The organism is Vogesella sp. (genome assembly GCF_046297735.1).
In the GTDB taxonomy this organism is placed as follows: Bacteria; Pseudomonadota; Gammaproteobacteria; order Burkholderiales; family Chromobacteriaceae; genus Vogesella; species Vogesella urethralis.
In genome coordinates this window covers 241,276-255,558 of record NZ_JBKBHK010000002.1, presented here as the reverse complement: position 1 = coordinate 255,558, position 14,283 = coordinate 241,276, and the positions used below count along the sequence as shown (strand labels likewise).

Annotated in this window: 14 protein-coding genes and 6 tRNA genes; 4 read left to right on the top strand and 16 right to left on the bottom strand. The window is 57.3% G+C overall.

The genetic code is table 11. The annotated features are described in order from the left end of the window. Positions 1 to 17: 17 nt before the first annotated feature. From rpoB to rsmD, 16 genes are all read right to left on the bottom strand, one after another. Positions 18 to 4,193 (bottom strand): DNA-directed RNA polymerase subunit beta, encoded by a 4,176-nt coding sequence (gene rpoB / locus ACK4FZ_RS03795; RefSeq protein ID WP_144372243.1) that lies wholly within the window; start codon positions 4,191 to 4,193, stop codon positions 18 to 20. 150 nt (positions 4,194 to 4,343) lie between these two features. Beyond that, positions 4,344 to 4,715, bottom strand: coding sequence for a 50S ribosomal protein L7/L12 (rplL, locus tag ACK4FZ_RS03790; RefSeq protein ID WP_144372242.1), 372 nt, complete (start codon positions 4,713 to 4,715; stop codon positions 4,344 to 4,346). Between the two features lie 36 nt (positions 4,716 to 4,751). Beyond that, positions 4,752 to 5,249, bottom strand: coding sequence for a 50S ribosomal protein L10 (gene rplJ / locus ACK4FZ_RS03785; protein WP_144372241.1), 498 nt, complete (start codon positions 5,247 to 5,249; stop codon positions 4,752 to 4,754). Positions 5,250 to 5,332: 83 nt separating this feature from the next. After that, positions 5,333 to 5,407: transfer RNA gene (locus ACK4FZ_RS03780), tRNA-Thr, on the bottom strand. 122 nt (positions 5,408 to 5,529) lie between these two features. Continuing rightward, positions 5,530 to 5,604, bottom strand: a tRNA-Thr gene (locus ACK4FZ_RS03775). Between the two features lie 20 nt (positions 5,605 to 5,624). After that, positions 5,625 to 6,320 carry a 50S ribosomal protein L1 gene (rplA, locus tag ACK4FZ_RS03770; protein WP_144371085.1) on the bottom strand — a complete coding sequence of 232 codons (696 nt, stop codon included), beginning with the start codon at positions 6,318 to 6,320 and terminating at the stop codon, positions 5,625 to 5,627. Beyond that, positions 6,321 to 6,752: a 50S ribosomal protein L11 gene (rplK, locus tag ACK4FZ_RS03765; protein WP_144371084.1), complete on the bottom strand. Its 432-nt coding sequence runs from the start codon at positions 6,750 to 6,752 to the stop codon at positions 6,321 to 6,323. A gap of 97 nt (positions 6,753 to 6,849) precedes the next feature. Further along, positions 6,850 to 7,383 carry a transcription termination/antitermination protein NusG gene (gene nusG, locus ACK4FZ_RS03760; RefSeq protein ID WP_144371083.1) on the bottom strand — a complete coding sequence of 178 codons (534 nt, stop codon included), beginning with the start codon at positions 7,381 to 7,383 and terminating at the stop codon, positions 6,850 to 6,852. 2 nt (positions 7,384 to 7,385) lie between these two features. Then, complete coding sequence (gene secE, locus ACK4FZ_RS03755; RefSeq protein WP_144371097.1) at positions 7,386 to 7,733, bottom strand: preprotein translocase subunit SecE; 348 nt, start codon at positions 7,731 to 7,733, stop codon at positions 7,386 to 7,388. 69 nt (positions 7,734 to 7,802) lie between these two features. Next, positions 7,803 to 7,878: transfer RNA gene (locus ACK4FZ_RS03750), tRNA-Trp, on the bottom strand. 10 nt (positions 7,879 to 7,888) lie between these two features. Beyond that, positions 7,889 to 9,079: an elongation factor Tu gene (tuf, locus tag ACK4FZ_RS03745; RefSeq protein ID WP_144372247.1), complete on the bottom strand. Its 1,191-nt coding sequence runs from the start codon at positions 9,077 to 9,079 to the stop codon at positions 7,889 to 7,891. 37 nt (positions 9,080 to 9,116) lie between these two features. After that, positions 9,117 to 9,191 (bottom strand) — tRNA-Thr (locus tag ACK4FZ_RS03740). Positions 9,192 to 9,218: 27 nt separating this feature from the next. Then, positions 9,219 to 9,292: transfer RNA gene (locus tag ACK4FZ_RS03735), tRNA-Gly, on the bottom strand. A gap of 46 nt (positions 9,293 to 9,338) precedes the next feature. Beyond that, positions 9,339 to 9,423, bottom strand: a tRNA-Tyr gene (locus ACK4FZ_RS03730). 124 nt (positions 9,424 to 9,547) lie between these two features. Further along, positions 9,548 to 9,799 (bottom strand): YfhL family 4Fe-4S dicluster ferredoxin, encoded by a 252-nt coding sequence (locus ACK4FZ_RS03725; RefSeq protein ID WP_144371081.1) that lies wholly within the window; start codon positions 9,797 to 9,799, stop codon positions 9,548 to 9,550. A 77-nt stretch (positions 9,800 to 9,876) separates the two neighbouring features. Continuing rightward, complete coding sequence (gene rsmD / locus ACK4FZ_RS03720) at positions 9,877 to 10,428, bottom strand: 16S rRNA (guanine(966)-N(2))-methyltransferase RsmD (RefSeq protein ID WP_409818350.1); 552 nt, start codon at positions 10,426 to 10,428, stop codon at positions 9,877 to 9,879. Between the two features lie 186 nt (positions 10,429 to 10,614). On the opposite strand from rsmD, the gene ftsY reads away from it, so the two are divergent. The 4 genes from ftsY (at position 10,615) to rpoH (ending at position 14,258) form a co-directional block, all read left to right on the top strand. Then, positions 10,615 to 11,682, top strand: a complete 1,068-nt coding sequence (gene ftsY / locus ACK4FZ_RS03715) for a signal recognition particle-docking protein FtsY (protein ID WP_409818349.1) — start codon at positions 10,615 to 10,617, stop codon at positions 11,680 to 11,682. Positions 11,683 to 11,725: 43 nt separating this feature from the next. Next, entirely contained in the window at positions 11,726 to 12,379 is a 654-nt protein-coding gene (gene ftsE, locus ACK4FZ_RS03710; RefSeq protein ID WP_144371078.1) for a cell division ATP-binding protein FtsE, read from the top strand. Further along, complete coding sequence (ftsX, locus tag ACK4FZ_RS03705) at positions 12,376 to 13,287, top strand: permease-like cell division protein FtsX (protein ID WP_409818348.1); 912 nt, start codon at positions 12,376 to 12,378, stop codon at positions 13,285 to 13,287. Before ftsE ends, ftsX begins: the two co-directional genes overlap by 4 nt. Before the next feature lie 110 nt (positions 13,288 to 13,397). Next, positions 13,398 to 14,258, top strand: coding sequence for an RNA polymerase sigma factor RpoH (rpoH, locus tag ACK4FZ_RS03700; RefSeq protein WP_409818347.1), 861 nt, complete (start codon positions 13,398 to 13,400; stop codon positions 14,256 to 14,258). Positions 14,259 to 14,283 lie beyond the last annotated feature (25 nt).

Below are 14,283 nucleotides of genomic sequence, written 5' to 3'. Positions count from 1 at the left end.
CAGACTGCCTTACCTAATTAATAACGTTCCAGGTCGATATCCAGGCCCAGCGAACGGATTTCCTTCACCAGCACGTTGAAGGATTCCGGCATGCCGGCATCGATCTTGTGTTCGCCCTTGACGATGTTTTCGTAGATCTTGGTACGACCGGTCACATCGTCCGACTTCACAGTCAGCATTTCCTGCAGGGTGTAGGCGGCACCGTAAGCTTCCAGTGCCCACACTTCCATCTCACCGAAACGCTGACCACCGAACTGCGCCTTACCACCCAGCGGCTGCTGGGTAACCAGCGAGTACGGACCGGTGGAACGGGCGTGCATCTTGTCGTCAACCAGGTGATGCAGCTTCAGGTAGTGCATCACACCCACGGTAACCTTGCGGTCGAAGGCTTCGCCGGAGCGGCCGTCGAACAGGGTCATCTGGGTCTTGCTGCTGTTGAACGACAGCTGTTCGGTATGCGGGTCTTCGTCCGGGTACGCCAGATTCAGCATATGACGGATTTCGGACTCTTTGGCGCCATCGAATACCGGGGTAGCAAAGGTCATGCCCTTGCGCAGGTTTTCGGCCAGCAGCTTCACTTCCGCGTCGCTCATCTCGGCCAGCTCAACCTTCTTGCCGGTATCGTTGTAGATGCGCTCCAGGTAGTTACGCAGCTCGTCGACGCTTTGCTGTTGTTTCAGCATGCGGTCGATACGCTCGCCAATACCCTTGGCAGCCCAACCCAGGTGCACTTCCAGAATCTGACCGATGTTCATACGCGACGGTACGCCCAGCGGGTTAAGCACGATGTCTACCGGACGACCGTCAGCCATGTAAGGCATGTCTTCTACCGGCAGGATGCGCGATACCACACCCTTGTTACCGTGACGACCGGCCATCTTGTCACCGGCTTGCAGACGACGTTTAACGGCGATGTACACCTTCACCATCTTCTGTACGCCCGGCGGCAGTTCGTCACCCTGGGTCAGCTTGCGTTTCTTGTCTTCGAACTTGAGGTCGAATTCTTCACGCTTCTGCGCCAAGCTTTCCTTGATCAGTTCCAGCTGCTTGGCGATGTCTTCATCAGCCATGCGGATGTCGAACCAGTCGTGCTTGGTCGGCAGGCCGGCCAGGTACTCGTTGTCGATCACGGTGCCTTTGGCCAGACGCTTCGGACCACCGTTGGCGACTTTGCCCACGATCAGGCGCTCGATACGGCTGAACGCATCGTTATCGAAAATACGCAGCTGGTCGTTCAGGTCGAGGCGGTAGCGCTTCAGTTCGGCATCAATGATGGACTGGGCGCGCTTGTCGCGCTCGATACCTTCGCGGGTGAACACCTGCACGTCGATCACGGTGCCGGTCATACCGGTCGGTACGCGCAGCGAGGTGTCTTTCACGTCGGAGGCTTTTTCACCGAAGATCGCACGCAGCAGTTTTTCTTCCGGAGTCAGCTGGGTTTCGCCTTTCGGGGTTACCTTGCCGACCAGTACGTCACCAGCGGTCACTTCCGCGCCGATGTAGACGATACCGGAATCATCCAGACGGCCGGCCATACGCTCGGACAGGTTCGGGATGTCGCGGGTGATTTCTTCCGGGCCCAGCTTGGTGTCACGGGCAACGACAGACAGCTCTTCGATGTGGATCGAGGTGTAACGGTCGTCTGCTACCACCTTCTCGGAGATCAGAATCGAATCCTCGAAGTTGTAGCCGTTCCACGGCATGAAGGCGATGGTCATGTTCTGACCCAGTGCCAGTTCACCGATATCGGTGGAAGCACCGTCAGCCACCACGTCACCACGTGCAATCAGGTCACCTACCTTCACGATAGGACGCTGGTTGATGTTGGTGTTCTGGTTGGAGCGGGTGAACTTGGTGAGGTTGTAGATATCCACACCCACTTCACCAGCCATCGCTTCTTCGTCGTTCACACGAACCACGACGCGGTTGGCGTCCACGTAGTCCACCACACCGCCACGACGGGCGATCACGGTGGTACCGGAGTCAACTGCCACATCGCGTTCGATGCCGGTGCCGACAAACGGTTTTTCCGGACGCAGGCACGGTACGGCCTGACGCTGCATGTTGGCGCCCATCAGTGCACGGTTCGCATCATCGTGTTCCAGGAACGGAATCAGCGAAGCAGCGACGGATACCACCTGACCGGTTGCCACGTCCATGTACTGCACGCGGTCCGGGGTTGCCAGGATGGTTTCGCCTTTTTCACGGCAGGTCACCAGCTCGTCGATCAGGTTGCCCACTTCGTCCAGCTCGGCGTTAGCCTGAGCGATCACGTAGCGGCCTTCCTCGATGGCGGACAGGTAGTCGATCTCGTTGGTGACTTTGCCGTCGATCACTTTGCGGTACGGGGTTTCCAGGAAACCGAACTCGTTGGTACGAGCGTACACGGACAGGGAGTTGATCAGACCGATGTTCGGACCCTCAGGCGTTTCGATCGGGCACACGCGACCGTAGTGAGTCGGGTGTACGTCACGTACTTCGAAGCCTGCGCGTTCGCGAGTCAGACCGCCCGGACCCAGGGCCGATACGCGGCGCTTGTGGGTCACTTCAGACAGCGGGTTGGTCTGGTCCATGAACTGGGACAGCTGGCTGGAACCGAAGAACTCTTTGATCGCAGCAGAAACCGGCTTGGCGTTGATCAGGTCGTGCGGCATCAGGTTGTCGGATTCAGCCTGGTTCAGGCGTTCCTTCACCGCGCGCTCAACACGCACCAGACCGGCGCGGAACTGGTTCTCGGCCAGCTCACCTACCGAACGCACACGACGGTTACCCAGGTGATCGATATCGTCCACTTCGCCACGGCCGTTGCGCAGTTCGCACAGGATGGCGATCACGGCAACGATGTCTTCGGTGGCCAGTACGCCGTCGGTCACGTCACGACGATGACCGAACTTCTCGCCCACCAGGGTCTTGAACCACTCCGGGGACTTCTCGTCGAACTTGTACTGGAAGGTACGGGTGTTGAACTTCATGCGGCCAACGCGGGACAGGTCGTAGCTGTCTTCGCTGAAGAACAGACGCTGGAACAGTTGCTCAACGGCGTCTTCTGTCGGCGGTTCGCCCGGGCGCATCATGCGGTAGATGGCCACGCGTGCGGACAGCTGGTCGGCGGTATCGTCACCACGCAGGGTTTGCGAGATGTAGGCACCGTGGTCCAGGTCGTTGGTGTACAGCACGTCGACTTCGGCCACATCATGGATGTCCATTTTGGCCAGCAGGTCGTCGGTGATTTCGTCGTTGGCACGCGCGATGACTTCGCCGGTTTCCGGGTTCACCACGTTACGCGCCAGCACTTTGCCTACCAGCAGGTCGAACGGTACTTCGATGCGGGTCAGGTTGGCCGCAACGATATCGCGGATGTGCTTGGCGGTAATGCGCTTATCTTTGGCAACGATCAGCTTGCCGTCTTCGCCTACGATATCGAACTTGGCCACTTCGCCCTTCAGGCGTTCAGCCACGACCTTCATGAACACGCCGTTGCCGGTGAGGTAGAAGGTGTCGGTATTGTAGAACTCGGACAGGATGCGTTCGTTGGTGTAGCCCAGTGCCTTCAGCAGGATGGACACCGGCATCTTGCGACGGCGGTCGATACGGAAGAACAGCTGGTCTTTGGCATCGAACTCGAAGTCCAGCCAGGAGCCGCGGTAAGGAATCACGCGAGCGGAGAACAGCAGTTTACCGGAAGAATGCGTCTTGCCGCGGTCGTGCTCGAAGAACACGCCCGGGGAACGGTGCAGCTGCGAAACGATAACGCGTTCGGTACCGTTGATAATGAACGACCCGTTGGAAGTCATCAGCGGGATTTCGCCCATGTAGACTTCATTTTCGCGCACTTCTTTTACCACCGGCTTGGACGATTCTTTGTCCAGGATGGTCAAGCGGATGCGGGCACGCAGCGGCGAGGCAAAGGTAATACCGCGCAGTTGGCACTCCTGTACGTCGAACGGCGGATCGCCCAGTACGTAGTGCACGAAATCCAGACGTGCGAAACCATTGTGACTGTTGATCGGAAAGATCGACTTGAATGCGGCTTGCAGGCCGACATCCTTGCGCTGATCAAACGGTGCACCCAGCTGGAGAAACTCGGTGTACGAATCGATCTGGGTCGCCAACAGGAATGGGACGTCGAGAACGGTGTTACGCTTCGCAAAACTTTTACGAATACGCTTCTTCTCAGTAAACGAATAACTCATAGAGTCTCCATCATGGGGGGGTGGCGCAAGAAACCAAACGTCAGCAACCACACAACTTGAATGCTGACCTTTGCCATCTTGCAATGCATTACAAGCGCAACAAGGCTGGCGGATTACTCCGCCAGCCTGACTAATCTTCCCTAAGGAAGATTATTTTACTTCAGCCTTAGCACCGGCTTCGGTCAGTTGCTTCAGCACGTCTTCAGCTTCAGCTTTGGACACGCCTTCTTTCACGTTCTTCGGAGCGCCGTCTACCAGGTCTTTGGCTTCTTTCAGGCCCAGACCGGTGATAGCACGAACTACCTTGATCACGTTTACTTTGTTGTCGCCAGCAGCGGTCAGAACAACGTCGAACTCGGTTTTTTCTTCAGCAGCAGCAGCGCCACCAGCAGCCGGGCCAGCAACGGCAACAGCAGCAGCGGAAACGCCGAACTTTTCTTCGAAGGCTTTAACCAGGTCGTTCAGTTCCATTACGGTCAGACCAGCAACTGCTTCGAGGATATCTTCTTTAGTGATAGCCATTTGTATTACTCCTGAATACGGTATGTGTCGAATGAATTAAGCGGCTTCGGTTTGCTTTTTCTCTGCCAGAGCGGCCAGAGCACGGGCAAAACCGGATACCGGAGCCTGCATAACGAACAGCAGCTTGGACAGCAGCTCTTCGCGGCTCGGGATAGATGCCAGTTCGGCTACTTCGGCAGCGTTCAGCACTTTGCCGTTGTAGGAACCTGCCTTGATAACAATCTTGTTATCTTCTTTGGCAAACTGGTGCAACACCTTGGCAGCAGCTACCGGGTCAGCGGATACACCGTATACCAGCGGGCCAACCATTTGGTCAGCCAGCGCTTCGAACTGGGTACCAGCAACCGCGCGGCGTACCAGCGTGTTCTTCAGAACGCGCAGGTAAACACCGTTCTCACGCGCCTTAGCGCGGAGTTTGGTCATGCTGCTAACCTCGATGCCCCGATATTCAGCGATAACGAGAGTCTGAGCATCTACCAGTTGAGCAGATACCTCAGCTACGACCGCCTTTTTATCTTCGATATTGAGACTCAAGGTCCACCTCCTAGACTGAAATGAAGCAGGTTATCCTGCCCCTCTTTGCAGCGGCGACCTAATCAGGAGACATAACAAACGGATGGTGCTCATGGGCGGAATTGAACCGCCGACCTCTCCCTTACCAAGGGAGTGCTCTACCCCTGAGCTACATGAGCTTAAACGTTGAAAAGCCTTCTAAGGGTACACCATCTGCGTAGGCCGCCTTTACAGGCATTAAGTCGCGAAACACCTACGGTCTTTGATAATCTGGCGACCCGAAGGCAGCCAGCCCAAAGCTTGGTGCTCATGGGCGGAATTGAACCGCCGACCTCTCCCTTACCAAGGGAGTGCTCTACCCCTGAGCTACATGAGCCTGTGTACTACTGCGGGCAATTAAGCCTGGGCAGCAGCAACGTCTACGCGTACACCAACACCCATGGTGCTGGATACGGCGATTTTCTTCAGGTACTGACCCTTGGCAGCGGCCGGCTTGGCTTTCACCAGGGCATCTACCAGAGCAGCAAAGTTGTCGCGCAGGGCTTCAACTTCGAAAGAAGCACGACCGATGGTGGCGTGGATGATACCAGCCTTGTCGGTACGGTACTGAACCTGACCGGCTTTAGCGTTTTTCACGGCTTCAGCAACGTTCGGGGTAACAGTGCCCACTTTCGGGTTCGGCATCAGGCCACGCGGACCCAGGATCTGACCCAGTTGACCTACAACGCGCATTGCATCCGGGGAAGCGATAACTACGTCGAAGTCCAGGTTGCCGGCTTTAACTTGCTCGGCCAAGTCGTCAAAACCGACAACTTCAGCACCGGCAGCCTTGGCGGCTTCGGCGTTGGCGCCTTGAGCAAATACAGCAACGCGTACGGATTTACCGGTACCGCGCGGCAGAACCACGGAACCACGTACAACCTGGTCGGATTTACGCGGATCAACACCCAGATTTACGGCGATGTCGATGGATTCGTCAAATTTTGCAGTAGCAGCCGCTTTAACCATGTTCAGCGCTTCGTCAACGCCGTACAGTTTGTTGCGATCTACTTGTGCTTTCAGGGCTTGTACGCGCTTGGACAGCTTAGCCATTTACACACCCTCCACTTCAAGACCCATGGAACGAGCGGAACCGGCGATGGTGCGCACGGCAGCATCCAGGTCAGCAGCGGTCAGGTCAGCTTGCTTGGTCTTGGCGATTTCTTCCAGTTGGGCGCGGGTTACCTTGCCAACCTTGTCGACGTGAGCCTTGGAAGAACCGGATTTGATACCAGCAGCTTTCTTCAGCAGGAAGGTCGCCGGCGGCGTCTTCATGGTGAAGGTGAAGGATTTGTCTGCGTAAGCGGTGATCACAACCGGAATCGGCATGCCCGGCTCCATGCCCTGAGTCTGGGCATTGAAGGCCTTGCAGAATTCCATGATGTTCAGACCACGCTGACCCAGTGCCGGACCGATCGGCGGCGACGGGTTTGCTTTACCAGCCGCAACTTGCAGCTTGATATAGCCAACAATTTTCTTAGCCACGTTAGAGCTCCTAAATTCGGGTATAACGCATTGCGACGTGCAACGCTCCCCACACGAAGCGCAAGAGTATATCTAAGCGCTTCAAAAAAAACAAGTATTACAGCTTCTCGACTTGCGAAAATTCCAGCTCGACCGGCGTATCGCGACCAAAAATCTGCACCGAAACGCGCAGTTTGTTGCGCTCGTAATTCACCTCGTCGACCGTACCATTGAAATCGGTGAACGGACCCTCATTGACACGAACGCGCTCGCCCACTTCAAACAGTACTTTCGGCTTCGGCTTCTCTACGCCATCCTGCATTTGCTGCATGATGGATTCCACTTCCTTGGCGGAAATGGGTGCCGGACGGTTGGCCGTACCACCCACAAAGCCGGTTACTTTCGGCGTGCTCTTGACCAAGTGCCAGGTGTCGTCGGTCATTTCCATCTCGACCAGCACATAACCCGGGAAGAACTTGCGCTCAGAAATGGAGCGCTTGCCGTTCTTCACATCCACAACCTCTTCCACCGGCACCAACACCTGGCCGAAAAGATCCTGCATGCTCTCGCGCTCGATACGCTCTCTCAACGCTTTTTGCACGCTCTTCTCGAAACCCGAGTAAGCATGCACAACATACCAACGTTTAGCCATTATCAACCCCGACGAAGCAGTACATCATAGAAGAGCCAGGACAAGGACGAGTCAACCAGCCACATAAACAAGGCAAGAACAAAAACGAACACAAACACCATCATGGTCATTTGCGTGGTTTCCTTGCGGGAAGGCCACACTACCTTGCGCGCCTCCACCAGCGATTCTTGCGCATAGGCAACAAATTCACGGCCCGGGGCAGAGAACCAGAATACCGCAGCACCCGCAGCAACGGACGCCACAAACACCAGGACGCGCAGCACGGTCTGGGTTTCCGGCAACAGATAGAAGCCAACCACGCCAGCAGCCACCAGCAGGCCAACCAGACCCAGCTTGAGCTTATCTTGCATTTCCATATGAATTCTCGCGTTGCATATACGTGAAAAGACTAACCGGCGTAAACGCCGGTTAGTCTTATTTGGCAGGCCAGGAGGGTCTCGAACCCCCAACCCTCGGTTTTGGAGACCGATACTCTACCAATTGAGCTACTGGCCTAAAACCTTTATCAAGCAATAATCTTGGCTACTACGCCGGCGCCAACAGTGCGGCCGCCTTCACGGATCGCGAAACGCAGACCTTCTTCCATAGCGATCGGAGCGATCAGTTCTACGGTGATTTCTACGTTGTCACCCGGCATAACCATTTCCACACCTTCGGACAGGCCAACAGCGCCAGTCACGTCAGTAGTACGGAAGTAGAACTGCGGACGGTAGTTAGCGAAGAACGGAGTGTGACGACCACCTTCTTCTTTGCTCAGTACGTATACCGAAGCAGCAAACTTGGTGTGCGGGGTAATGGAACCCGGCTTGGCCAGAACCTGACCACGCTCTACGTCTTCACGCTTGGTGCCACGCAGCAGCACGCCTACGTTGTCACCAGCCTGACCTTGATCCAGCAGCTTGCGGAACATTTCCACGCCGGTGCAAGTGGTCTTAACGGTGTTTTTCAGACCAACGATTTCCAGCTCTTCGCCGACTTTAACGATACCGCGCTCAACACGACCGGTAACTACAGTACCACGACCAGAGATCGAGAACACGTCTTCGATCGGCAGCAGGAACGGCTTGTCGATAGCACGCTCCGGAGTCGGGATGTAGGAATCCAGAGCATCAGCCAGGCGGAAGATTGCCGGCTCGCCGTATTCGGATTGGTCGCCTTCCAGTGCCAGACGAGCGGAACCGGTAACGATCGGGGTGTCATCGCCCGGGAAGTCGTAGGAAGACAGCAGATCGCGCACTTCCATTTCAACCAGTTCCAGCAGCTCAGCGTCGTCCACCAGGTCAGCCTTGTTCAGGAAGACGATGATGTACGGTACGCCTACTTGGCGGGACAGCAGGATGTGTTCGCGAGTTTGCGGCATCGGGCCGTCAGCAGCGGAACATACCAGGATAGCGCCGTCCATCTGGGCAGCACCGGTAATCATGTTTTTTACGTAGTCGGCGTGACCCGGGCAGTCTACGTGAGCGTAGTGGCGGGTAGCAGTTTCGTATTCTACGTGAGCGGTATTAATGGTAATACCACGAGCTTTTTCTTCCGGCGCGCTGTCGATCTGGGAGTAATCTTTAGCTTCGCCACCAAATTTCTTGGACAGAATGGTGGTGATAGCAGCGGTCAGAGTGGTTTTACCATGGTCTACGTGACCGATGGTGCCAACGTTTACGTGCGGCTTGGTCCGCTCAAACTTTTCCTTAGCCATGGCAAATTCCCTGAATACGAATAAAGTTTAAAATTGATGGTGCTCATGGGCGGAATTGAACCGCCGACCTCTCCCTTACCAAGGGAGTGCTCTACCCCTGAGCTACATGAGCTTCACACAACAATAATCTACAGCAACCTGGAGCGGGTGAAGGGAATCGAACCCTCGTCGTAAGCTTGGAAGGCTTCTGCTCTACCATTGAGCTACACCCGCCTACGATCCGAGCGACTTCACCATCGCCGCCAAGATACATAGCAACTGGTGGGGGGAGAAGGATTCGAACCTTCGAAGGCAGAGCCGTCAGATTTACAGTCTGATCCCTTTGACCGCTCGGGAATCCCCCCGTGAAGAAGCCCGAATAGTATAGACACCTTGCAGGCACGTCAACAGCTTTTGCCGATTTTTTTTCAATTTTCCAAACAAAAGCCCCGCATGACGCGGGGCTCTGTGGCAAATCAGTCACTTACATCAGGCCTTACCGGTAATCACCAGGTACTTCTGATGCAGCTCTTCCTGGGTTTCCGGGCGATCCGGATCCAGCGGAATGCAATCTACCGGACAGACTTGCTGACACTGCGGCTCGTCGTAGTGGCCAACACACTGGGTGCACAGGTTAGGATCGATCTGGTAGATCTCTTCGCCCTGCGAGATCGCATTGTTCGGGCATTCCGGTTCACAGACGTCGCAGTTGATGCATTCGTCGGTAATGATCAAAGCCATAGTAATTTCCTCAGGTATTTCACATAGTGAATTCTGTCACTCACCCCGCGCAGTAGCAAGTTCGCAGGGTTATATCCTTATACGGCAGGCTCCGGCTGTAGCAACCAGGAGTGCACCTTGCCCGCCCTCATCGCACGTAGCACCTGCCAGCCGGCAAATTCCGCCGGTGCCGGCGTTTCCACGTATACCACCGCCCCCGGGGCGAGCAATGGCGGCAACATGGCCAGCACCTGCTGCTGCAGCGCTAGCTGATACGGCGGGTCAACGAAGACGATATCGAAACAGTGGCGGCAGTGCTTCAGGTAAAGCAGTGCATCCTGTGACTGGATATCGATTTCGCTGGCCCCCAACAGTTGCCGGTTTTTACGCAAAACCTCCGCCACGCCACGCGACTTCTCTACCAGCACCACGCGCCGCGCCTCGCGCGAGGCCGCTTCGAAGCCCAGCGCACCGCTGCCGGCAAACAAATCCAGGCAGCTCTTGCCGTGCAGCTCCTGACCCAGCCAGTTGAATAAGGTCTCGCGTACCCGGTCCGGGGTTGGCCGCAGCCCTTCCGCCTCGGGCACATCCAGCAGCCGGCGTCGGTATTTGCCGGCAATGATTCTGACCTTGTTGCGCTGCTGCGTCATGCATCCTCCTGAATTCAAGGGCAGAATTCTACCCTGTCCCCGCTTCGCCGTCCTGCTTCTTCACAGCGCAGCGCATTCCTTATATATACATTGCAGGAGTTTGTAGGCGAATGCTGTTTCAAGGCAGCGTAACAGCCCGTTTTAAGGCTACAATCTGGCTTTCTTTTGTGCGCAGATTCAATAAGCATGTTCAGCTTCTTCAAGAAAAAAACTCCCCCGGCCGAGCAGGTTGCCCAGCCAGCAGTACCGGAAAGCGCTGCCGCGCCACAAGACAACCCAACACCGCTAACCACGGCCCCTGCAGTGGACGCTGCCACCACCGCGCCGTCGCAAGCGCCTGAGCGCAAACTCAGCTGGACCGAGCGACTGAAAGCCGGCTTGTCCAAAACCCGCGACAAGCTGGGCAAGCAACTGGCCTCGCTGTTTGGTGGCGGCCAGATCGATGAAGACCTGTACGAAGAGCTGGAAACCGTACTACTTACCGCCGATATGGGCGTAGACGCTACCAACCACTTGCTGAAAGACGTGCGTAACCGTGTCAGCCTGGGCGGACTGAAAGATTCGGCAGAGCTGAAAGGGGCGCTGAAGGACTCGCTGGGCGAACTGATCAACCCGCTGGAGCAGCCGCTGGATGTTAGCACCAAGAAGCCCTTTGTCATCATGATGGTGGGCGTCAACGGCGCCGGCAAAACCACCTCCATCGGCAAGCTGGCCAAGTACTACCAAAGCCAGGGCAAGAGCGTGCTGCTGGCCGCAGGTGATACGTTCCGTGCTGCCGCGCGCGAACAGCTGATGGCCTGGGGTGAACGCAACAACGTGACCGTCATCGCGCAGCAAAGCGGCGATGCCGCTGCCGTCTGTTTCGACGCCATCCAGGCAGCCACCGCCCGCGGGATCGACATCGTGCTGGCCGATACAGCCGGCCGCTTGCCGACCCAGCTGCACCTGATGGAAGAAATCAAGAAGGTGAAGCGCGTGATCCAGAAGGCCATTCCGGATGGCCCGCACGAGGTGATGCTGGTGCTGGATGCCAATATCGGCCAAAACGCCATCAACCAGGTCATCGCCTTTGACGATGCACTGGGCCTGACCGGCCTGGTACTGACCAAGCTGGACGGCACCGCCAAGGGTGGCGTGATTGCTGCCATCGCCAAACAGCGCCCGGTACCGCTGCGCTTTATCGGTGTCGGCGAAACCATCGATGACCTGCGCCCGTTCCAGGCAGGCCCGTACATCGATGCCCTGTTTGATTGATGCCGCGCCTGCGGCCAACCTCTGACTGTCACAGGATGCAGCAATGATCCAGTTTGAACAGGTAAGCAAACGCTACCCCGGCGGCCATGAAGCGCTGAAAAACCTGTCGTTTACCATCGACAGTGGCGAGATGCTGTTTCTGGCCGGCCACTCCGGCGCCGGCAAGAGCACGCTGCTGAAGCTGATTAGCGGCATCGAGCGCGCCACCAGCGGCAGCGTGCTGGTGAACGACCAGAACCTCAGTAAACTGCGCGCCAGCCAGTTGCCTTATGTCCGCCAGCACATCGGGATCGTGTTCCAGGACCACAAGATCCTGTTCGACCGCAATGTATTCGATAACGTGATGCTGCCGCTGGACATCATCGGCTTTGATCGCCGTGAGGCGGCCAAGCGGGTACGCGCCGCGCTGGACAAGGTGGGTTTGCTGGGCAAGGAAAAGGTGATGCCGGTGCGCCTGTCCGGCGGTGAACAGCAACGCCTGTGCATTGCCCGCGCCGTCGTGCATCGCCCCAGCATCCTGCTGGCTGACGAGCCGTCAGCCAACCTGGACCGCGCCTACGCGCTGGACATCATGGAACTGTTCAAATCGTTCCACCAGGTCGGCGTCACCGTGATCGTATCGGCCCACGACGAAACCCTGATGGAAGACTACGGTCGCCGCATCATCCGCTTGCGCGAGGGCCAGTTCGCATCATGAAACACTATTTCTACCTGCACTGGCAGGATGCCCGCCTGGCCCTGCTGAAAATGCTGCGCCAGCCGGTGGGTAGCCTGCTGAACCTGCTGATGCTGGCCATTGCCCTGTCGCTGCCGGTATCGCTGTATCTGGGCGCCAGCAGCGTACAAAGCTGGGTCGGCAAGCTGACCGCCACCCCGCAAATCACGCTGTTCATGGAACTGTCGGCCGAGCAGGCTGACCTGGCGGCGGTACAAGCCAGCCTGCAAACCCACCCTAAAGTGGCCGGCTTCAGCTTTGTCTCCAAGCAGCAGGCCTTGCAGCAACTGGAACAGCGCAGCGGCATGAGCGGGATTGGCGAAGGTCTGGGCAGCAACCCGCTGCCCGATGCCTTCATCGTCCAGCCTAAAGCGGACGCCCCGCCTGAAGCGCTGGAAATGCTGCAGCGCGAGCTTTCCGGGCTGCCGATGGTCGAGCAAGCGCAGTTTGACGCGGCCTGGGCCAAACGCCTGCACGGTTTGCTGGAGCTGGCCATGCAACTGGCGTGGTTCCTGGGCATCAGCTTTGGCCTGGCGCTGATGCTGATTACCCATAACAGCATCCGCATGGAGATCCTGGCGCGGCAGGAGGAGATCGAAGTGGCCAAACTGATCGGCGCCACCGACAGTTTCATCCGCCGGCCGTTCATGTACTACGCCGTCTGGCAGGGTGTGCTCAGCACGCTGCTGTGCTGGGCGCTGTGCAGTGTATTCGTGGCGCAGGCAGCGCCAGCACTGGACGGTTTTGCCCAGCTGTATAACGAACGCATCCTGCTGCGCAGCCTGACGGCGCAGGAGTTACTGCTGCTGGTCGGTGCCACCATCGCCCTGGGCATCATCGGTGCCAGGTTGGCCGCAGACCACCATCTGCGCCGGCTGCGCGCCCGTTAATTGCTATCACCCCGATTTAAAAATGCCATCACCGGGAACCTGTGCTGTTCTGGCACTCTCATAACGAGAGTGCTAAGATCAGCTCAGGTTTCCATGAGGATAATCCGCGTATGACCACGATTGCTTTGCCAGTACTCTCCGCCAACGGTAGCCTGGAACAGTACATCCAGACCGTGAACAGCATTCCGATGCTGACGCCGGAAGAAGAGTTCGAGCTTGCCAAGCGCCAGCAGCACGACGGCGACCTGGAAGCAGCCAAGCGTCTGGTGCTGTCGCACCTGCGCGTGGTGGTATCCATCGCCCGCGGTTACGCTGGTTATGGCCTGCCACAAGCCGACCTGATCCAGGAAGGCAATATCGGCCTGATGAAGGCGGTAAAACGCTTTGAACCCACCCGCGGCGTGCGTCTGTTCTCGTTTGCCGTGCACTGGATCAAGGCCGAAATCCACGAATTCATCCTGCGCAACTGGCGCCTGGTGCGCATTGCCACCACCAAGCCGCAGCGCAAGCTGTTCTTCAACCTGCGTAGCATGAAGCAGGGCTTTTCTGCACTGTCGGAAAAAGAAGCCCAAGACATTGCCGAACAGCTAGGCGTGAAAGCGGAAGAAGTGCGCGAAATGGAAACGCGCATGAGCGGACAAGATGTGGCACTACTGGCCGACGATGGCGACGACGAGGGCTTTGCCCCGATCGACTGGCTGGCCGACAGCCACCACGAGCCTACCCGTGCCATCGAACGCCAGGCATTGGATAGCCTGCAAAGCGAGGGTATCGAGCACGCGCTTGCCAGCCTGGACGCCCGCAGCCGCCGCATCATCGAAGCGCGCTGGCTGGCCGATGATGGCGGCGCCACCTTGCACGATCTTGCCGCCGAGTTTGGCGTGTCCGCCGAGCGCATCCGCCAGATTGAAGCCAAGGCGCTGGGCAAAATGAAGGCCGCGCTGAGCCACGGCGTCGTCATCGACGCTTAGGCGTGCTGATCGCAAAAAAGCCACC